Annotated in this window: 17 protein-coding genes, 2 tRNA genes and 1 pseudogene; 8 read left to right on the top strand and 12 right to left on the bottom strand. The window is 36.6% G+C overall.

From position 1 onward, the window contains the following. Positions 1-4: 4 nt before the first annotated feature. The 7 genes and pseudogenes from purL to rpe all read right to left on the bottom strand — a co-directional run bounded on the left by purL (position 5) and on the right by rpe (position 7,056). Positions 5-2,213: pseudogene (purL, locus tag ACFIK4_RS03200) on the bottom strand (phosphoribosylformylglycinamidine synthase subunit PurL). Positions 2,214-2,506: 293 nt separating this feature from the next. Continuing rightward, positions 2,507-3,178 carry a phosphoribosylformylglycinamidine synthase subunit PurQ gene (gene purQ, locus ACFIK4_RS03195; RefSeq protein ID WP_375613086.1) on the bottom strand — a complete coding sequence of 224 codons (672 nt, stop codon included), beginning with the start codon at positions 3,176-3,178 and terminating at the stop codon, positions 2,507-2,509. Positions 3,179-3,189: 11 nt separating this feature from the next. Beyond that, entirely contained in the window at positions 3,190-3,429 is a 240-nt protein-coding gene (gene purS, locus ACFIK4_RS03190; protein ID WP_375613085.1) for a phosphoribosylformylglycinamidine synthase subunit PurS, read from the bottom strand. A 78-nt stretch (positions 3,430-3,507) separates the two neighbouring features. Next, positions 3,508-4,272 (bottom strand): phosphoribosylaminoimidazolesuccinocarboxamide synthase, encoded by a 765-nt coding sequence (gene purC, locus ACFIK4_RS03185; protein WP_375613149.1) that lies wholly within the window; start codon positions 4,270-4,272, stop codon positions 3,508-3,510. 173 nt (positions 4,273-4,445) lie between these two features. Continuing rightward, positions 4,446-4,994, bottom strand: coding sequence for an RBBP9/YdeN family alpha/beta hydrolase (locus ACFIK4_RS03180; protein ID WP_375611547.1), 549 nt, complete (start codon positions 4,992-4,994; stop codon positions 4,446-4,448). Between the two features lie 68 nt (positions 4,995-5,062). After that, on the bottom strand, positions 5,063-6,370 hold the full coding sequence (gene purB / locus ACFIK4_RS03175; protein WP_375674998.1) for an adenylosuccinate lyase: 1,308 nt from the start codon (positions 6,368-6,370) through the stop codon (positions 5,063-5,065). Beyond that, the gene (gene rpe / locus ACFIK4_RS03170) at positions 6,370-7,056 is read right to left on the bottom strand and encodes a ribulose-phosphate 3-epimerase (RefSeq protein WP_375674957.1); all 687 of its coding nucleotides are present in this window, start codon (positions 7,054-7,056) and stop codon (positions 6,370-6,372) included. Before rpe ends, purB begins: the two co-directional genes overlap by 1 nt. Positions 7,057-7,202: 146 nt before the next feature. On the opposite strand from rpe, the gene ACFIK4_RS03165 reads away from it, so the two are divergent. Then, on the top strand, positions 7,203-7,742 hold the full coding sequence (locus ACFIK4_RS03165; protein WP_375611549.1) for a flavin reductase: 540 nt from the start codon (positions 7,203-7,205) through the stop codon (positions 7,740-7,742). A gap of 315 nt (positions 7,743-8,057) precedes the next feature. Next, positions 8,058-8,474 (top strand): RNA polymerase-binding protein DksA, encoded by a 417-nt coding sequence (gene dksA / locus ACFIK4_RS03160; protein ID WP_015856486.1) that lies wholly within the window; start codon positions 8,058-8,060, stop codon positions 8,472-8,474. A 52-nt stretch (positions 8,475-8,526) separates the two neighbouring features. Here dksA and ACFIK4_RS03155 read toward each other — a convergent pair whose 3' ends face one another. Beyond that, complete coding sequence (locus ACFIK4_RS03155) at positions 8,527-9,003, bottom strand: hypothetical protein (protein ID WP_375611550.1); 477 nt, start codon at positions 9,001-9,003, stop codon at positions 8,527-8,529. 218 nt (positions 9,004-9,221) lie between these two features. Between ACFIK4_RS03155 and ACFIK4_RS03150 the strand changes: the two genes are divergently transcribed. Next, entirely contained in the window at positions 9,222-11,756 is a 2,535-nt protein-coding gene (locus ACFIK4_RS03150) for a response regulator (protein WP_375674954.1), read from the top strand. A 281-nt stretch (positions 11,757-12,037) separates the two neighbouring features. Here ACFIK4_RS03150 and purN read toward each other — a convergent pair whose 3' ends face one another. Both purN and purM read right to left on the bottom strand, forming a co-directional pair. Then, entirely contained in the window at positions 12,038-12,649 is a 612-nt protein-coding gene (gene purN / locus ACFIK4_RS03145; protein ID WP_375613082.1) for a phosphoribosylglycinamide formyltransferase, read from the bottom strand. Further along, positions 12,646-13,755, bottom strand: a complete 1,110-nt coding sequence (gene purM, locus ACFIK4_RS03140; RefSeq protein ID WP_375613081.1) for a phosphoribosylformylglycinamidine cyclo-ligase — start codon at positions 13,753-13,755, stop codon at positions 12,646-12,648. Before purM ends, purN begins: the two co-directional genes overlap by 4 nt. Positions 13,756-13,913: 158 nt before the next feature. Between purM and ACFIK4_RS03135 the strand changes: the two genes are divergently transcribed. The 5 genes from ACFIK4_RS03135 to ACFIK4_RS03115 all read left to right on the top strand — a co-directional run bounded on the left by ACFIK4_RS03135 (position 13,914) and on the right by ACFIK4_RS03115 (position 17,109). Further along, positions 13,914-15,125 carry an AI-2E family transporter gene (locus ACFIK4_RS03135; RefSeq protein ID WP_375630182.1) on the top strand — a complete coding sequence of 404 codons (1,212 nt, stop codon included), beginning with the start codon at positions 13,914-13,916 and terminating at the stop codon, positions 15,123-15,125. Then, positions 15,122-15,811 (top strand): DnaA regulatory inactivator HdaA, encoded by a 690-nt coding sequence (gene hdaA, locus ACFIK4_RS03130; RefSeq protein ID WP_375671874.1) that lies wholly within the window; start codon positions 15,122-15,124, stop codon positions 15,809-15,811. Before ACFIK4_RS03135 ends, hdaA begins: the two co-directional genes overlap by 4 nt. A 710-nt stretch (positions 15,812-16,521) precedes the next feature. Beyond that, positions 16,522-16,598: transfer RNA gene (locus ACFIK4_RS03125), tRNA-Pro, on the top strand. Positions 16,599-16,687: 89 nt separating this feature from the next. Beyond that, positions 16,688-16,993, top strand: coding sequence for an ETC complex I subunit (locus ACFIK4_RS03120; RefSeq protein ID WP_375671875.1), 306 nt, complete (start codon positions 16,688-16,690; stop codon positions 16,991-16,993). Positions 16,994-17,032: 39 nt separating this feature from the next. Beyond that, positions 17,033-17,109 (top strand) — tRNA-Arg (locus tag ACFIK4_RS03115). A 1,930-nt stretch (positions 17,110-19,039) separates the two neighbouring features. Here the strand turns inward: ACFIK4_RS03115 and ACFIK4_RS03110 are convergent. Then, positions 19,040-20,083, bottom strand: a complete 1,044-nt coding sequence (locus tag ACFIK4_RS03110) for a tyrosine-type recombinase/integrase (RefSeq protein WP_375671876.1) — start codon at positions 20,081-20,083, stop codon at positions 19,040-19,042. 8 nt (positions 20,084-20,091) lie between these two features. Beyond that, a partial coding sequence (locus tag ACFIK4_RS03105) for a hypothetical protein (RefSeq protein WP_375674950.1) occupies positions 20,092-20,272 on the bottom strand: 181 nt, incomplete at its 5' end.

The raw sequence follows: 20,272 nt of genomic DNA, 5'->3' as shown, positions 1-20,272 counted from the left end.
ATTTTTATTCTTCACCCATAAATTGTGGAAACCAGTTTTCATAGGCTTTTGTGAGTTTGTCTACTGAAAGTGTTAATATCCCATCTATATTAAGAGAAGTACCCTCGACTTGACCTAGCTCTGTTAAAGAAACTGTATTGATTTGTGCACGCTCTTTAAGACTATTAAGAGAGTGAGGTTTGACGGCTAAAAGATAACGTCCTTGGTCTTCTCCAAAAAGTTCTGCATGATGGGGTGATTTATTGCTTAATTTTACTTTGATTCCTTTACCTGCTTTAATGACCATTTCAGCAAGTGCTATCGCTAATCCTCCGTCAGAAAGGTCATGGGCGGCGTGAATAAAACCACGATGTATGACATCTCGAACAAATTGACCATGCTTTTTTTCAAGTTGTAAATCTACAGGGGGGGGGGCCTGCATCAATATTTAAAATGTTACGTGCATAGATTGATTGTCCTAAATGGGAGCCGCAATTTCCTACTAAAACAAGAATATCTCCATTTTGCATACCACTTATTGTTACCATTTTAGACCAATCATTAAGAAGGCCTACCCCAGCAATTGTGGGGGTTGGAAGAATGGCTTCCCCATTTGTTTCGTTGTAAAGAGAAACATTGCCTGAAACGATAGGAAAATCAAGGATTCTACAAGCTTCTCCTATACCTTTAATAGCAAAAACCAGCTGTCCCATAATTTCAGGTTTTTCAGGGTTACCAAAATTGAGATTATCTGTAGCAGCCAGTGGTGTTGCACCTGTCGTACTAATGTTTCGCCAGCATTCTGCGACAGCTTGTTTCCCCCCTTCATAAGGGTCTGCTTCACAATAGCGAGGTGTTACATCAGAAGAAAAAGCAAGAGCACGTTTGCTGTTGTTTCCTACACGGATAACGCCTGCATCACCTCCTGGACAAACAAGGCTATTTCCTTGGATAAGGGTATCATATTGTTCATAAACCCATCGCCGAGAACTTTGATCAGCAGAATTCAATAAGCTCAGAAGCGCATCACCAAGATTTTCAACTTTTTTGACGTCTTCTGCTTTCAAGGGTGTTTTTTTTGCCGGCTCACTCCAAGGACGATCATAAACAGGCGCTTCATCACCAAGCTCTTTGATGGGAAGATTGACAACTTCTTCCCCTTGATGAAATACACGAAAACGTAAATCATCGGTTGTTTTTCCAATGATAGAAAAATGTAGTCCCCACTTATGAAAAATTGCTTCTGCTTGCTTTTCTAGTTCTGGTTTAAGGACCATGAGCATACGCTCTTGACTTTCAGAAAGCATCATTTCATAGGCTGTCATGTTTTCTTCTCGAACAGGAACTGTATCAAGATTAAGCTGTATCCCCAGATTTCCTTTTGCTCCCATTTCAACGGCAGAAGAGGTGAGTCCTGCTGCCCCCATATCTTGAATAGCAACCACGGCTCCAAGTTCCATGAGCTCTAAACATGCTTCAAGGAGACATTTTTCTGTAAAAGGATCACCGACTTGAACAGTTGGGCGTTTTTCACTGATTGAAGAATCAAATTCAGCAGAAGCCATTGTTGCTCCACCGACACCATCACGTCCTGTTTTTGCACCCAGATAAACAACAGGGAGTCCAATACCTTGTGCTTTAGAATAAAAAAGGGCGTCTGTCTTTGCAATACCGGCGACAAAAGCGTTAACAAGGATATTGCCATTATAACGCTCATCAAAATTTACTTCTCCACCAACCGTTGGAACACCAAAAGAATTGCTGTAACCACCTATTCCAGAAACAACACCAGAAACAAGATGGCGTGTTCGTGGGTGATCAGGAGCACCAAATCGCAATGCATTCATAGCAGCAACAGGACGGGCTCCCATTGTAAAGACATCACGTAAAATACCACCAACACCTGTCGCTGCACCTTGATAAGGTTCAATATAAGAAGGGTGGTTATGGCTTTCCATTTTGAAAACAACACATTGTCCTTCGCCAATATCGACAACACCAGCATTTTCACCAGGTCCTTGGATGACACATTTTCCTTCTGTCGGAAGAGTTTTTAGCCATTTTTTAGATGATTTATAGGAACAATGTTCGTTCCACATTGCAGAAAAAATTCCTAGTTCAGTAAATGTTGGTTCTCTACCAATTAACGTTAGGATACGTTGATATTCATCTTCTTTTAGCCCGTGTTGTGCAATGAGTTCTGATGTAATAGTGATGTTATTGCAAGGCTTCATGAGTATTTATCCGTCAAATTAATCGAAATTTAGTATTTTTATTTTTTTAACCTAGCAGCTTATATTATAAACAATAATGTTGTTTAATAATAAAAATATTTATAGACAGTAAGCTGAAGATTTTGTCCTTTTGTTTGGTGGGATTTAAGACTAAAAATGGTCTTAAATAATTATGTGTTTAGAAAATAATATCCATTGTTGTTTGTGAAGAGCTTTGTTTATAGCTTTATGAAGCGAGAAATGGTATAAATCCTTATTTTTTTAAATTATGGAGCGCGAGTATTTTTGCAGCATTATCCATTTACTAACTCTAAAGCACTTTGAAAAAGTAAACGACCGTCAGTACCTCCGTGGGCGGGTTCAATAAAGTTTTCAGGATGGGGCATCATACCAAGAATATTACCAGCTTTATTAACAATACCAGCAATATCTTTCATTGAGCCGTTCGGGTTTGTATTTTCTGCATAGCGAAAAACAATTTGTTCATTGTCTTCCATTTGTTTCAATGTTTCACTATCAACAAAATAATTTCCGTCATGATGGGCAACAGGACAACGAATAATTTGTCCTTTAGAATAATATCGAGAAAATTTTGTCTTGGCGTTGACGACTTCAAGCTTGATTTCACGACAAACAAATTTTAAAGAAGCGTTACGCATTAAAGTACCGGGTAATAATCCTGCTTCCAACAAAATTTGAAATCCATTACAGATACCTATAATTGTCGTACCTTCTTGTGCTTTTTCACGAATGGCTTTTAAGACGGGAGTTCGCGCTCCAATCGCACCACATCTTAAGTAGTCGCCATAGGAAAAACCACCAGGAATAATAATAACATCTACATCTGGAATTGTTGTTTCTGTTTGCCAAATTTTTAGTGGCTCAACTCCCGTTATATGATGTAATGCTGCAACCATATCTCGATCACGATTTAATCCAGGAAGTTGAATGATGGCAGTTTTCATGAGCATTTCACTTACAGAAGTTCGATTGTATAATTTTCAATGACAGTATTTGCGAGTAACTCTTCACACATTTGTTCAAGTTTTTTCTTTGCAGTTTCAGAAGGTAGTTCATCAAGAACAATATCAAAAACCTTTCCTTGACGAATAGATTGAATGCCTTCGAAAGCCAAACTTTTTAAAGCACCGACAATTGCTTCTCCTTGTGGATCAAGAACGCTTTCTCTTAAAGTAACCGTAATGCGTGCTTTCATTTTTTGCTTCCTGCTTGTTAAAAGAACCTCTCCTTTGAAGAGGGGTGTTTGTATAAGGTGATGTTTTTTACCTTGTTTTTACTTTACGAGAACGGGACCACTTGGTCGTGTTGGTTCGTTTTCATTCATAATACCAAGACGTTTGGCAACTTCTTGATAGGCATTAATAAGCCCTCCCATATCACGACGAAAACGGTCTTTATCCATTTTTTCTTGTGTGTGCATATCCCATAGTCGTGCAGAATCAGGAGAGATTTCATCAGCAAGAACAATGCGCATTGTTTCATCTTCCCACAGGCGACCAAATTCCATTTTAAAATCAATTAATTGGATGTTAACACCGGCAAAAAGCCCAGAAAGAAAATCATTAATACGAATTGAAAGTTGCATCATATCTTCTATCTCTTGTGGGACAGCCCACCCAAAAGCTGTGATATGTTCTTCCGTTACCATAGGATCATCGAGAGAATCATTTTTATAGTAGAATTCAATGATGGATTGCGGAAGCGGGGTTCCTTCTTCCAGTCCTAAACGTTTAGCAAGAGAGCCGGCAGCAACATTGCGAACAACAACTTCCAACGGAATGATTTCCACCGCTTTAATAAGCTGTTCGCGCATGTTTATACGTTTGATAAAATGTGTTGGGATGCCCAAACGTCCAAGATGGCTAAAAATATGTTCCGAAATTCGGTTGTTTAAAACCCCCTTTCCGTCGATAATTTCATGTTTTTTTGCATTAAAGGCAGTTGCATCATCTTTAAAAAATTGAATGTAAGTCCCTGGTTCAGGTCCTTCATATAAAATTTTAGCCTTGCCTTCATAAATACGGTGGCGACGATTCATCATGATTCTCTATTTATCTTGAGAGGTTTTTAATAACATTGATAAATGATACTATCCTAATTGATAGAATTTCTCAATGATATTGCTATGATACTTTTATAATTTTTATCATTACACGTTTACCCAAAGGTGAAGATACATAAGCGATGAGAAAGAAGATCACCTCTTTTGGATCAAATTTTTGCAAGAAAGTGAGAGAGGACCATAAGCCCTTCAGGCCAAGGTCCGTGTCCGGATTCTGCGTTAATATGGCCAGAATACCCAGCATCAACAAAGAGTGATCCCCAATCATTGGCAATTTTTTCTGCTACTGAAAATTGACAAAACTCATCGTTGCGACTGGCTATGACAATAGAAGGAAAAGGAAGCTTTTGGCGATGATAGGGGCCAAATGTCATTAAATGTTTGGGACGTATTTTTTCATTGGCGACATCTGGAGGTGCAACAAAGAAAGCGCCACAAATTTTTTCTGTATTTTGTACAGTTGCATGAATAACACTGGGAACTCCTAATGAATGAGCAATAAGCATAACAGGCCTTTGAGCTTTTGCGATGGCGGTTTTAACTTTGTTAACCCACTCTTCACAAACAGGCTTTGACCAATGGAGTTGTTCAATGCGGCTGGCTGTCGACAATTTTTTTTCCCAGCGTGTTTGCCAATGATCTGGACCAGATCCTTTGTAGCCAGGAACAATAAGAATATCGAGTTGATTTGCTTTCATGAATTGTTTTCTTTGTTACAACAGATTTTTGATCATAGGTTGAATGGATTTTGGTTTTCTATGTCGCTTTATTGTTCTTCAAAAACACGTTTAAAAATCGTATTGATATGTTTGGTGTGGTAAGAAAGATCAAATTTTTCGCGAAGTTCTTCTTCACTTAAAGCTTTGGTAACATCTTTGTCGTTGAGGAGTTCTTCTAAAAAATCTTTTCCTTGTTCCCAAACTTTCATCGCATTTCGTTGTACAATCCGATAAGAATCTTCACGACTAATCCCTGCTTGTGTGAGTGCTAAAAGAACCCGTTGTGAGTGAACAAGACCGCGGAATTTATTGAGATTTTTTTGCATATTTTCTGGATAGACAATGAGATTTTCAATGACAGATGTGAGGCGAGAAAGAGCAAAATCAAGTGTAATAGTCGCATCTGGAGCAATATAACGCTCAACAGATGAATGGGAAATATCACGTTCATGCCAAAGAGCTACATTTTCCATGGCTGGGAGTGCAAATGCACGTACCATACGGGCTAATCCAGTTAAATTTTCTGTTAAAACTGGATTACGTTTATGAGGCATTGCCGATGAACCTTTTTGCCCAGGTGAGAAATGTTCCTCTGCTTCAAGAACTTCTGTTCGTTGTAAGTGGCGTATTTCTATTGCTAGCCTTTCAATAGAGGAAGCAATAACACCAAGTGTTGCAAAAAACATAGCATGACGATCTCTTGGTATTACTTGGGTGGAAACCGGTTCAGTACGCATCTTCAAGGCTTTTGCTACATGTTCTTCAACGCGTGGATCGATATTAGCAAAAGTTCCTACAGCTCCTGAAATCGCGCAAGTAGAAACTTCTTCTCGTGCAGCAAGAAGACGTTTGCGACAACGGGAAAATTCAGCGTATGCAAGAGCAAACTTGATTCCAAATGTTGTCGGTTCAGCATGAATGCCATGACTCCGCCCAATGGTGATTGTCTCTTTATGCTCAAAAGCACGTCTTTTTAATGCTTCAAGAAGTTGATCTATATCCTCTAGCAAAATATCACTCGCACGCATCAATTGAATGTTCAGCGTTGTATCGAGAACATCAGATGATGTCATGCCTTGGTGGATAAAACGTGCCTCTGGTCCAATGAATTCAGCTAGGTGGGTTAGAAATGCGATAACATCATGTTTGGTAATTGCTTCAATTTCATCAATGCGATTGACATCAAATTTAGCTGCTGCCCCTTTTTCCCAAATGACTTTGGCGGCTTCTTTCGGAATAATCCCTAAGTGAGCAAGGGCATCACAGGCATGGGCTTCAATTTCAAACCAAATACGATATTTTGTTTCGGGAGACCAAATTGTTACCATTGCAGGGCGGGAATAACGTGCGATCATCATTTTTTTCCTTGTTGTGAGAGGATTGCGGCTTGGCGCAATGCACTAATACGTGTTTTGTAAAGCTCTTTATTGCCATCTTTATAAATTGCAGAGCCTGCGACAAATACATTTGCACCAGCTTTTGCAGCTATCCCAATTGTATCAACGGTGATACCACCATCAACTTCAAGATCAATAGGGCGGTTTGCAATCATGTTTTTAACGCGCTTAATTTTATTTTTTATTTCTGGAATAAAACTTTGTCCACCAAAACCGGGATTGACCGTCATGATGAGAATGAGATCTAATTGATCAAGAAAATATTCCAGTACATGTTCAGGGGTGCTTGGATTGAGTGCGATTCCTGCTTTTTTCCCCATTTTTTTGATTGTTTGTAATGAACGATGAAGATGTGGACCTGCTTCAGCATGAATAGTTATAATATCTGAACCTGCTTTTGCAAAAGCTTCTAAATAAGGGTCTACTGGTGCGATCATCAGGTGGACATCAAATATTGCTTTTGTTAATGGGCGCAGAGCTTTGACGATTTCAGGACCAAAGGTGATGTTAGGAACAAAGTGCCCATCCATAATATCAAGATGAAGCCAATCTGCACCAGCATCAACAACATCTAACATTTCTTGTCCAAGTTTAGAAAAATCAGAAGCCAAGAGAGAAGGCGAAATGAGATGAGAATGGGGCATTAAAATCTCCTTAGATTGGCAGTTTTTATCATATCGCTGTGTATACACAAATATTTTTTGTGTTATGACGGAAAAGAAAAAATATGTATTATAGGTCTTTTTATGGAAAGATTGCTTGAAATTTTAAAGCTTTATAAGTGAAAGATATGTCGAATCATAAAACATATTTGATGCCTGAACTTCAACATAAACATACTATTGCGGTTTCTTCCCAAGAATATCGAGATGCCATGAGTCTTTTTGCAGGAGCTGTGCATATTGTGACAACAAATGGTATTAAGGGAAGACGTGGGGTGACTGTTTCGGCGTGTTGTTCTTTATCTGATGATCCTCCAACCCTTCTTGTTTGTCTCATGCGTCATAATTTAAAGAATCAGGTGTTTATGGAGAATGGAAATTTTTGTGTTAATAGCTTGGCAGGAAAACATCGCTCATTAGCGGATGTTTTTTCGAGGCGTTGCAATTCTACACAAAATGAGCGTTTTGATGTTGCTCAATGGGGAGCTTTGCAAACGGGGGCGCCTAGTCTTTCAGACGCTCTAGCGTCGTTTGATTGTCGTTTGATTTGTTGGCACGAACACGCAACCCATTGTGTTTTGATTGGTGAGGTTGTTGCAATCAACTGTAATAAAGAAAAAGATGCTTTGATGTATTTGAAACGTGAATATCACACTTTGCCTTTATAAAGATTTTATTTTTTTGCATTGATGAAATGATTTATTGTTGCTTCATTTAGATTTTAAACAATGTAGAGAGTAGGGGAGGGATGGCTCTGATATCTGATATTAGATTTCCTTCTTTTTAAAGTTTTTCAATAAGCGAAAAAAATGATTCTGGATGAGATTTGATCAAGAATTCAATCTACATAAAAAAGCGATCAAACCTAAACAGTGCATTTAGATATATTCGTCGATTGTTATGAAAAAACATTTTACTCTTGTGTTGATGGGTATTGCACAATATATAGACCGCACATAGCATATGTGGAGGTTTTTTATTGCATGAGCGAAGAGATTGATGGTCAATATCGCCCTAGTGAAGATGAGCCTTTTATGAATGAGCGGCAAAAGGCGTATTTTCGTGCTAAATTGGTTTCTTGGAAGAATGATATATTAAAAGAAGCTCGTGAGACTTTGGAAAATTTGCAGGAAGAGAATGTTGGTCAGCCCGATTTGACTGATCGGGCTTCTTGTGAAACTGATCGTACAATCGAATTACGTGCTCGTGATCGTCAGAGGAAACTTATTTCAAAAATAGATGCTGCTTTAGAGCGCATTGATAATGGGACATACGGTTTTTGTGAAGAAACCGGCGAACCCATTAGTATCAAGCGTCTTGAGGCTCGGCCGATAGCCGTTTTGTCATTGGAAGCGCAAGAACGTCACGAACGACGTGAAAGAGTTTATCGCGATGATTAAGGTTATTGAGATGATAAACAAACGAAATTCGTGGTGATGAAATTGTATATTTTTATTTTTGAGGGGTAGGAATGAATAAAGATGGTTCTTGCCGCCCCTCAATTTCGGCGGTGATGGCTGAATCTTTTACCGCTTGATTCGTAAAAGGAGAGGGACTTTTATCCGATACATCGTTTCTTTCTGGAGGGGCGGAATTTAGATGTGTGTGTGTTTCTCTTTTTTGTATTTTTGATGTACCAGTAATATCGGATTCTACAACCACATCTGTTAATCCGCCAATAAGGAGCAAATGTTCTTTATTATCGCAACGGACTAAAACAAGGCGGCGTGCTCGATCTATAGAAATTACTTCACATAATGCTAATCGTGATAGACTTTTTTTTCTATTAATGCTGTATCTTCCTGTACTTAAGCGACGTAAAAACACGATAATTACGGTAATAGCTGCGATTGTTATTATAAAAAGCAAAAAGCTTATCGTTATGTTTGCAGCAGATACACCTATCTGCTCTGATAACCAGATATACATAGATTTTCTCCCATTTTGGATGGAAATATTATTTTTTATTGAGATAAATTTATAAACATACCCTCAAAAGGTTCACTTATAATGTAAGAAATAAACTTTTGAATATTAAGCGAGCTTATCTTAGATAATATCATAGTATATACTTTATAACAACATAACAACGAATATAAAGGAAGTTTTGTGACATAAGAAATAGCTATAAGCTAAGGCAAAGAGAGATGGATAAAGATTTTGAGAATAATGAAAGATCAGCGTCTTCGTTTCATCGGAGAGTTGTGATTTTTGGTGTTGTTTTTGTATTAGGTTTTCTTTTCATTGTGGGTATTTTAGGTTTTTTTTATCCACAAAACTATTTGCAACAGGCGATATCAATATCTTTTTTGATTCTAGCAATGATCGGTGTTGCAACACTCGTTTTGTGTGGAATGGGAATTTTAAGATATCATGTGTGGTCGCATGAAGATTTTGATTTTAGCATCTTTAATAGGAGCGATGATGCAATTGTAATCTCTGATCTTTCTGGTTTTGTTTATTATTCTAATCAAAACTATCGAAAAATTCTGACCTATAAGCCTGAAGTGTCTTGTTATAGGGTTATTGCGGATCTTCCAGGAGCTGGTGCACTCTCGTACCGCTTAAAGGTTGCAGCCTGTAATAATCTTGCAGCGCAAGAGGAATTGAGAGTAGAACAACCAATTTTTACCGATTCTACACCCAAAAAATCTGTTTGGTATAATATTTCCGTTCAACCTATCACAAAACAGAAAAAAAAGCTTTTATTTTGGCGTATTACTGATATTTCGCACTTACAACAAACGCGAGAAGTTTTTTTCTCGAACCTTCAAGAGGCTATCAATCACTTGGATCAAGCTTCTATTGGTTTTGTATCCGTTAATAGACAAGGAACTATTCTTTATGCCAATGCGACTTTTGCCGAATGGTTTTCAATTGATTTAGCGAATTTCTCAATTGGTCAATATAATTTTGATTCGTTATTTGATAGCGTTGGCGCTAAGAGCTCATGGAGTGATATCTGTTTACAAACCAACAGATATCAAAGTTCAGGTTACTCTTTACCTTATAGGTTTTCGTTATGTTTAAATTCACACACGACTTGTGAGAAAATATTCCATTGTCTTATATCTGTTTCTTCTCTCTTAGAAGAGGAAGCCATTTATCGTGTTGTGATCATTCCACAACAAATACAAAAAGAAGAAGATGATCAATTAAAATTACCCAGTATACTAGGAGAATATTTTGATGCGAGTCCTTTTGCAATAGCCGTGGTGGATCATGCAGGGCAATTGGTTCATATGAATAAAGCTTTTTCATCACTCACGGGATGTATGGACAAAGCTGTCAATTTTTATGATGTTATTTCTCGTCGTGATTGTGTGCAGTTAGAGCGTTCTTTTCAGAGAATTGCGACAAATAAAAATTATTTTGTTTCTCTAGAAACTGTTTTAGAAAAAAATGAAGAATGCCATTTACGGCTCCATATTATGTCTGTACCGCCCTATCACGGTGATGCATTGCAAGATTTGCTTATTATCTCTGTGATTGAAACAACCGAACAAAAAACTCTTGAAGATAAAATGATGCAAAGTCAGAAGATGCAAGCTGTAGGACAATTGGCTGGCGGCATTGCTCATGATTTTAATAATGTTTTAACAGCAATTTTAATGTCATGTGATCTTCTTTTAAATACCCATCGTAGTTCTGATCCTGCTCATGCTGATCTTATCAATATTAAAAATAATGCTAATCGTGCAGCGGCTCTTGTACAACAATTATTAGCTTTTTCTAGAAAGCAAACACTTCGACCTGAAGAAGTTGATTTTACAGAGTTTTTATCAGACATTCGCAATCTTATTTTACCACTTTTGGGGAATAATATTCAGTTAAAAATTATCCATGGAAGAGATTTGTGGAGCGTTGAAGTTGATCAAGCATCTTTTCAGCGTGTTATTATGAATTTGGTTATTAATGCGCGTGATGCCATGTTAGATGGAGGTATTGTTACGATTGCGACAAATAATATTACAAAGCAACAAAGTGCTGAATTTAATCATCTTGGATTAGCAATTGGTGAGTATGTGCAATTGACTATCTCAGATACAGGGGCTGGTATATCTGCTGCTATACAAGAAAAAATGTTTGAGCCATTTTTTACAACAAAAGAAGTTGGAAAAGGAACAGGACTTGGTTTATCAATGGTTTATGGAATTATCAAGCAGAGCGGTGGGTATATTTATTGTGAAAGTAAAGAAGGTGAAGGAGCAACATTTCATATTTTTCTTCCCCGTTATATCCCCAATATAAAAGGAGAAATTTCTCAAAAGATTGAAAAAGATGAAGAGAAAGATAAAAATATAGACTTAACAGGATCTGCGACTGTTTTATTAGTTGAAGATGAAGATGCGGTCAGAATGGGGGGGGTAAGAGCTCTTCAAATGAGAGGATATACGGTTTTAGAGGCAGCAAGTGGGGTGGAAGCACTCTCTATTCTTGAGGAACAAAAAGGAGAAGTTGATATTATTGTTTCCGATGTGGTGATGCCAGAAATGGATGGGCCAACTTTATTGAAGGAAGTCCGTAAAAACTATCCTGATATCAAATTTCTTTTCGTTTCTGGATATGCAAAAGATGCCTTTGCTAAAAATCTTCCACAAGATGCTGTTTTTGGTTTTTTATCTAAGCCTTTTACACTCAAACAGTTAGCTGTAACAGTTAAAGAAACACTTTCGTCATAAACAAAAATTTATGCAATAGAAAATTGCGTATTTTAAGATTTTTTAGGCGAAATACGAGAGTATTTTGATAAATAGAGCTTATGATAATGTCATAGAATTGAATAAAGAAGAAAAATTTTAAAAATGAACTAAAATTCAAAAAATTACATATTTTGTGCAAAAATTTATGAAGAGATGGACTCTATTATGTCAATATTTCATAGAGATTTTCAATTGTAGATACTGAGCAAAAACTATGTGTAAAGCATTGAAATATGCTGATTAATAGATTGTTGATACACTCAAAAAGATAAAAGCTGTTGTTGCGTATCGACCATTTTGCTCTTCCCTTCAATAAATGCTTTTAAGGCTTCGGGATAGAGTTTATGCTCTGCTTTAAGAACTCTTTGTGCTAAGCACTCAGCAGTATCATGGGGATAGACTGGAACGGCTGCTTGGGCAAGGATTTTTCCTGCATCCATGTCTTCTGTAACAAGGTGAACAGTGCAACCCGTGATTTTTACACCTGCTTGTAAAGCTTTTTCATGTGTGTTTAAGCCTTTAAATGAAGGCAAAAGAGAAGGATGAATATTTAGAATTCGTCCTTCATAAAGTTTTACAAAACGTGGTGAGATAAGGCGCATATACCCCGCAAAGCAGAGAAAATCCGGTTTATATTGATTTAAAATTGTAAAAATATTTTCTTCATGCTCTTCTTTTGTTTTGTAAATTTTACGATCAACAATATGAATAGGTAAGTTATGGTTTTGCGCTTTTTCAATACCGTTGGCACGCGGATTATCGCAAATAACCGCGACGATTTCAGCAGGATATGCCGTTTGTTGGCTAGCTTGAGCAAGGGCGACCATATTGGATCCATTACCAGAAATGAAAACGACGATTTGTTTTTTCATAAATGCAGTACCCCTTTATAAAGTATTCCTTTATTTTGATCTTGGCATTTTGTTAAAATGCCAAGGGGAGTTACAGTCTCTCCTTTTCTTTCAAGAGCTTGTGTAATTGTTTCAGCTGCATGCTGTGCTACGATAATGATCATGCCAATACCACAATTAAATGTTCTTAACATTTCTGTTTCTTCTATTTTACCTTGTTTGGCAATCCATGAAAATACTGCTGGAACATTGATGCTAGAAAGATTAATTTCAGCGCAGAGAGAGGATGGAAGGACACGTGGAATATTTTCAGGAAAACCTCCACCCGTAATATGAGCAAGAGCTTTAATCCCTTCATATTTTCGCATGATGGGAAGAAGCGATTTTACATAAATGCGTGTTGGTGTAAGAAGTGCTATACCAAGGCTGCTTTCGGGGGAAAAAGGGGCAGGGTCATTCCATTTGAGATAATTTTGCTGGATGATTCGTCGAACAAGCGAAAAGCCATTGGAATGAATTCCAGAGGCGCTTAGACCTAATATAATATCACCTTCTGTCAAATCTTTTGAAGGGAGTAGCTTGCTACGTTCGCATGCTCCAACAGCAAAACCAGCTAGATCATAATCTCCCTCTGCATACATTCCTGGCATTTCTGCAGTTTCTCCTCCAATAAGGGCAGCACCGGCTTGTTTACATCCTTCTGCAATACCGGAAACAATCGCAGCTCCTTGTTCAGGGTCAAGCTTTCCAGTTGCAAAATAATCCAGAAAAAAGAGAGGTTCAGCCCCTTGTACGAGTAAATCATTGACACACATAGCTACAAGATCAATACCTACAGTGTTATGGTGACCTACTTCAATGGCAATTTTTAATTTTGTTCCCACACCATCATTGGCTGCTACTAGGATAGGATCCGTAAAGCCTGCTGCTTTTAAATCAAAAAGTCCACCAAAACCGCCAATTTCTGCATCTGTTCCGGCTCGTTTTGTTGCGCGTATAAAGGGTTTAATTTTTTCTACCATGGCATTACCCATATCGATGTTTACACCGGCTTTTGCGTAGGTAAGACCAGCTTTGGATTTATCCCCAGCCTTGGATTTATTATTTGTAAGATCTTGATTGCTCATTGGAGCCTTCCTTTAATGGAAAATCAGGTTTTGATATTATGCAATGCCATGATAGAGTTCTCTCTGCAAGAGATATTGATAAGAAAATAAGCAACTTTTCTTGTACCTTATTTTGAAGTTGTTTATAATTTTTTGTGAAGAATTTTTTAGGATATTTTATGAGCAAGATATCAGATAATCACGGACAGTCCTCTTGGCAGCTTATGAGAAAGAAAGTGAGTGAGAATACATCTCGTGATCGTTATAAGACTTATGTGCCAGCGTATACTCAATTACCTTTGCCGAATAATATGAAAAGACAAATCTTTTTTTGGCTTGGTACGCTGATTTTTTTCATTCTTTTTATGTTTGTTTTTGGATCAATTTTGCTTCCTTTTGTGGCAGGGATTGTGTTGGCTTATTTTCTCAATCCCATTGTTCAATTACTTGAAAAATTTGGTATTCGTCGTGTGTTTGGGACTGTCCTTATCACCCTATTTATTGTTATTACCTTTGTTGCTGCTTTAATTATTTTGATTCCTGTTATTAGTTGGCAAATACAGCAATTTATGAGTGATGGTTTACCTGTTTACATTAATCGTATTCAAACCTTTTTTGTTGAGCATGATTTTGATTGGTTAAGGCGCTATTTTGGAAGTGATCCAAATGAATTACGGAATAATATTAAAGGATTTTTGGGAGAAGGTTCGGATTTTATTACGTCTCTTTTGAATTCACTTTTAAAGTCAGGAAAATCAATCGTTAATATCGTTAGCCTATTTGTTGTGGCACCTGTGGTGGCATTTTATATGTTATTAGATTGGCCACGTATGGTAACAGCAATCGATTCGTTAATACCGCGGGATCATCTGGAAACCGTTCGTAGTATTTTTCATGAAATGGATAGAGCTATTGCAGGCTTTGTTCGTGGACAAGGAACAGTTTGTCTCATATTGGGAGGCTATTATGCTATTGGTTTAACGATTGCAGGACTCAATTTTAGTCTTTTGATTGGTATGTTTATTGGTCTTATTAGCTTTGTTCCTTATATCGGCACAATGAGTGGTTTGGTCCTTTCTGTTGGTATTGCATGGGTCCAGTTTTATCCCAATAATTGGGGGGGAATCATTGTTGTGATGGCACTTTTTTTAATTGGTCAATTTATTGAAGGTTATATTCTTCAACCCAAGCTTGTAGGTTCATCAGTGGGATTACATCCCGTATGGTTGATGTTTTCACTTTTTGCTTTTTCTTCACTCTTTGGTTTTACTGGTATGCTTGTTGCTGTTCCTGCGGCAGCGGCTGTTGGCGTTTTAGTTCGTTTTGCTCTTCATACTTATCTGAGTTCTCAGATGTATTCGCGAAGCGGAAATTCGGAGCCGCTAAAATGAATGGGCGTGAAACGCAATTATCTTTAAATTTTCCTTATGATCCGATTTTTCAATTTGAGGATTTAGTGGTAACGGAAAGCAATCGTATGGCTTTTCAGCTTATTGATCACTGGCCCAATTGGAGCTTACCTATTGCAGTTTTGGTTGGTAAAGAAGGATCTGGAAAAACGCATTTTTCTAATATATGGCTCCAAAAAGCAGATGCTTTCAGGATTCAGCACAATGAACTTGATCAGGCTGTTACTATGGCTTCTTTAGGCAGATCATTTTTAATAGAGGATATTGATACAGGTGAAATCAATGAGACAGAACTTTTTCATTTAATTAACAGTATTAAGCAAGCAAATCTTGATGCACGACAGGCTACTTTATTGATGACGGCACAAACACTTCCTTCCGCTTGGAATTTAATGTTAAATGATCTAAAAAGTCGTCTTAATTCGGTGATGTTCGTTGAAATTAATCAGCCTGATGATGCATTGTTAACAGCTGTTGCATTTAAGCTTTTTTCCGATAGGCAACTTATTGTACATCCAGATACGGTTTATTATCTTGTAAGCCGTTGTGAACGTTCTTTATTTTCATTGAAGCGTGTTGTTGATTCTGTTGATCAGTTGGCATTACAAAGAAAAAGAAAAATAACACGTGCTGTTATTGCTGAAGTTTTAAATAGAAGAAATCCGTAAATACTCCTTATCATGGCTTAATTATTCTGTCCTTCTATTATCGTTTCAATATGTGGAAGACAAGTCATTTAAATTTTCTTCTTTTTGGATATCTATATAAGAGTAAAAAATAATATTTTTTACTCTTATCGTGTTTTTATTTTAAATAGCTTTGAGATTTTATTGTATGATGTTGAATTCTTACCATCTTCGCATTTGAAAATTTTTCTAAAAAGAGCGCTTTATTTTATTTATAATAAAACCTTTGTGCTTTGAAAAAATGTTTGTTGTTTATGGGTTTGGATTGTAGAAGATTCTAGAATTTTTAATAAAAGAGTCTTTGGGAAGATAGAAAAAGAGGGGAAAAAAGCTTAATACAGCTGAATTTTTTGGCTTATGTTCTCTTTGGGAAAGTTTTTCTATGATATTTAAGTCATTTTTTCTAAAATTGTATCTGTGGAATGTGTTTTGATACAATGAGAGCTTGCTTAAAACAGGATAAAAATTATGAAGTCCTTATAGAGAAATTCGTTATTTTTTAATATAGATTGGATTTTCTTACGGAAGTTATTTTCTACTATTTGTCAATAAATTTGTTATTGAGTAGGGGGAAAAATTAAAAAATGTGCTTTTTTGTAAAGAAATGCAACAAAATTAAAAAAAAGTGTGTTTTTCTCTTGCACTTCTGTTGTGAAAATTTTAGGAAATGTGCATCAAGTAAATGTAAATGGCGGAGCGTAGCGCAGCCTGGTAGCGCACCTGATTTGGGATCAGGGGGTCGTAGGTTCGAATCCTATCGCTCCGACCATATTTGATTGAGTGTGTGAGAATGACCCAATTGGGTACGTGTGGTGAGAAACTATCATCCAAGCGTTGTGTAATCTGAAGGAAAAAGGCATGATCGCACGTATTTATAGTCCTGCTAAGACAGCTATGCAGTCAGGTAAGGGGAATACAGTTTTTTGGATTCTAGAGTATGAGCCAATGAAAGCAAAAATGCTTGAACCTCTTATGGGCTACACGGCAACGTCTGATATGAATAATCAGGTAAAGATTCGATTTAATAGGAAGGAAGAAGCGATTGCTTTTGCACGTAAGAATGCTATCTCTTACCGTGTAGAAAAGAAACATACATCGATTCGACGTGCTATTTCTTATTCTGATAATTTTCGCAGTGATCGGCAGCATTCTTGGACACATTGAATTGAAGATGCTATTTTGAATTGAGAAAATAATCAGTTGGGTCCCGTAGCTCAGCTGGATAGAGCAACGGCCTTCTAAGCCGTGGGTCACAGGTTCGAATCCTGTCGGGATCACCATGTTTAAATGATATTTATAGGCTATAAAAAGTTAGAGAGTTTTCCTTTTATTCTATTAGCTTATTTTTCTGTATAATCCCGAACCTTTTTGATGTTTTTTGGTTTATTTTGCTGCTACACGTTTTCTGTTGACTGTTTTAGTATAAAATGATGCTGTTTTCTCTTTTTTCAGTAAAAATTGCTTTTGATTGCTGAAACTTTAGCATTGCATATTCTTGCCGCGTGTTGCTACTATATCACATGCTTTAGGAAACAGATTACAAAAACTCTTTTTTATGAGCTTCTTTTCATCTTTCTGAAAATGAATATTTTATTTCTTAGATTAGATTTAAGCATTGCTGCTAGTGCTGGTGAAATTGCCAAAAAACATCTATTGTGATTTTTTTATTTTTTATGAATAATATTATTACGTTTTTTAGCATGATCTTTGGTAAGATCGATTTTGATTAGATACAAGGCATGATGGATTCGATTTAGAACTGTTTATGATGAGAATTTACAGATGGCACAAGAGGTGGAAAATATCTTCTTGTCTTGGAAGCTGTGATTCATAACGAATTACTTCTTTATAGTTTTTTCGTATAAAAAGATGTTATATGTGCCGTCCAGATAAGATATTGTTTTTTTCAATGAGAGACACTTGCGGACAATTTGATTTAACATGATTGTCACTGTTTCTCAGGTAGGGTTATAGGTTTCATCAATGTTTAGGTTTTCTTAGTCTTATAGGTTTAAGAATGTATACTGTGTATTTATATGAATGAAGATAGATTGTATCTTAGAGTTAAATTTTTAGATTTCATATTTACATTTTCAAATGTTTTTTCTTATTTCTTTATAGTTTGTACATCATGTTAGAAGTATTTTAATATTGGATAACAATCACATTAAAATGTTATGCAGATGAGCTTTGAAGATCTAAACTCACACGGTTCAAGGTGATCATTATTTCAATAGGAATACAGTGTGAGGAGAATGCCATTTTACAGGCTTTGTTTTAAGAGATATCTCTTAGAGCTCACTTCACGCTGGCGCTCGTGAATGGTACAATGATAAATCCATTGAGCTCCATCATCTTTACACTTATGAAGAAATAAGCTGACATTATCATACACTTTGCCTATTTGTCAGCCTCCGATGTTGCAATAGATCTCAGCACTTGAGGCATTTATCGGCATTTTTGTGCTTTTTTATACAATTTTTACTTAATATTAATTCCTCTTATGACGTGTAAGAGAGACGGTTTTGTTTAATTCAATATAAATAGGTTTGAAATGAGAAAACATTACGATATTCGGATTTCTCATTCAACATGGCAAACAATAAAACATGATTATAAATCAAATGTATTTTTAGAATGAAAAAAATTGCTTTTATCGTGTTTTTTACTCTTTTTAATATTTTATTATAATCTGTAATTGGTAAACTCAAAATACAGCTCTAAGGTTAAGTGTTTTATATCTATCGAAGTGACTGTGGTTATATCTAACTGTTTGGACAACAAGTTGTATACCAATAGACATGAAAGAATTAAGAAAAACAGGGGATAGATCAGGAAACAAACAATATTTTTTAGAACGGAAGCCTATGCTTGTGGAAAGAATTTTAAAATCAAACTTCTAATCTGTTGCAAAATGAGGCTGTTATTACGTTTGTGATACTTTTAGATGGCTTCCCCTAAGAGGCGCTATCAGAACGTAAAAAATATTAGAAACACTCCGTAAAGTATGCCCTTTGTAGAGGCATATTGCAAAATCTTATTTCCGAATCTTTATTTACGCATCCCGTACCTTGGAAGAATTCAATAATTTATTTATACTATAAAGTTGAATGGTGGGCGTGACAGGCAAATAAAAAGTAAGTAAAATAAAATAGTTATGTCTAATATAAGGGAATAGGTGAATCTTGATTCTATTGAGTTTTTTTGCCTCTATCCCTCATCTTTTTGAAGCTTTTTTATGGCTTCAAGAGAGAGTTTTTTACGGTCTGCGCTCTTTGTGTAAAGAGATGCCATAGCATCATTTGTCCAGCCAAAAATTGCTTTGAGTTGTGATACTGTTGCACCAGAATTAGCTGCGCGTGTTGCTGCTAATTTTCTTAAGCCATGTGCTGATTTTTTGATTCCCGCTACGTTACAAGCCTCACGAAAAAGGTTGCCAAAACTTTCTTTAACTAGTTTTTTACCTTCTTTACCACAAATGAATGTTTCTTCTCCAATAGGACCAGTTTCAAGCGTTTTGGCTAATTCCGGTAAAATAGGTAGAAAGACATCTGTTTGGAATTTACTTTTCTCTGTTTTGAGATGAATGATATTATTCTTTACATCTTTCCAGCCAATGCGGACCGCATCACCACGACGCAAACCCGTATACAAAAGGACATCAATCCAAACGCGTTCATGGGTACCATGGGACCATCTTTGATAATATTTCTCAACATCTTCTTCTGTCCAAACAGCAAACCCATCTTTGTTATGAAGGGCTGGTCTTTTAACACCTAAGGCTGGATTATTTTCTAAAAGACCTTGGTCAATCGCCCAATTAAAAAGCCCATTAAGGGCTTTCAGAAAGTTTCTAGCCATTGCTGGTGTTTCTTTGCGTCGTTCAACGCCGGCTATGATATGTTTCTTTTCAATTGCTTTGTATGGAATGTTTCCTATGGTATCACATACCTTCATAAGGATGAGTTCTTTTTGTTTTTTTGTAGCTTTAGTGTAGCTATGCCAATTAGAGCTGTTAAAGTATTGTTTAAGCAGCCATGCAAATGACCCTTCAATCAGTTTGCCGATTTTCGGTTTTGGAGGGATTATGCCTTGTAATTCGGCAAGTGCGCTTTTGTAGTTGTCAACAAACTCTTGTGTTCCATAAGTTCCGCGTATTCTAATACGTTTTCCATGACCAATACGTACATACCATACGATTTTGCCATGTTGGGTAATTTGTTTAACGAGATGAGGAGGGCGTGGTTTTGGCATGATCAATTTTACATCTTAGAGAGTGCGATTTCGTAATATTCATTCTTTGACAAATCTAAAAGTTTGTCTGGGTGTGCTGTTGAGTTTGGTATTGGAATATCTGCTTTCAGATAGATAAGCAGTTCACCGGTAGGTTTGATTTCTATGAGTTCGCATTTTTGCTTTTTTGCTTCTCTTAAAGCTCGTGCA

The organism is Bartonella sp. AP9QHHD (genome assembly GCF_042195625.1).
Lineage (GTDB): Bacteria > Pseudomonadota > Alphaproteobacteria > Rhizobiales > Rhizobiaceae > Bartonella.
Note: the sequence above shows the minus strand (reverse complement) of the source record. Positions and strands in the feature narration are given on the sequence as shown.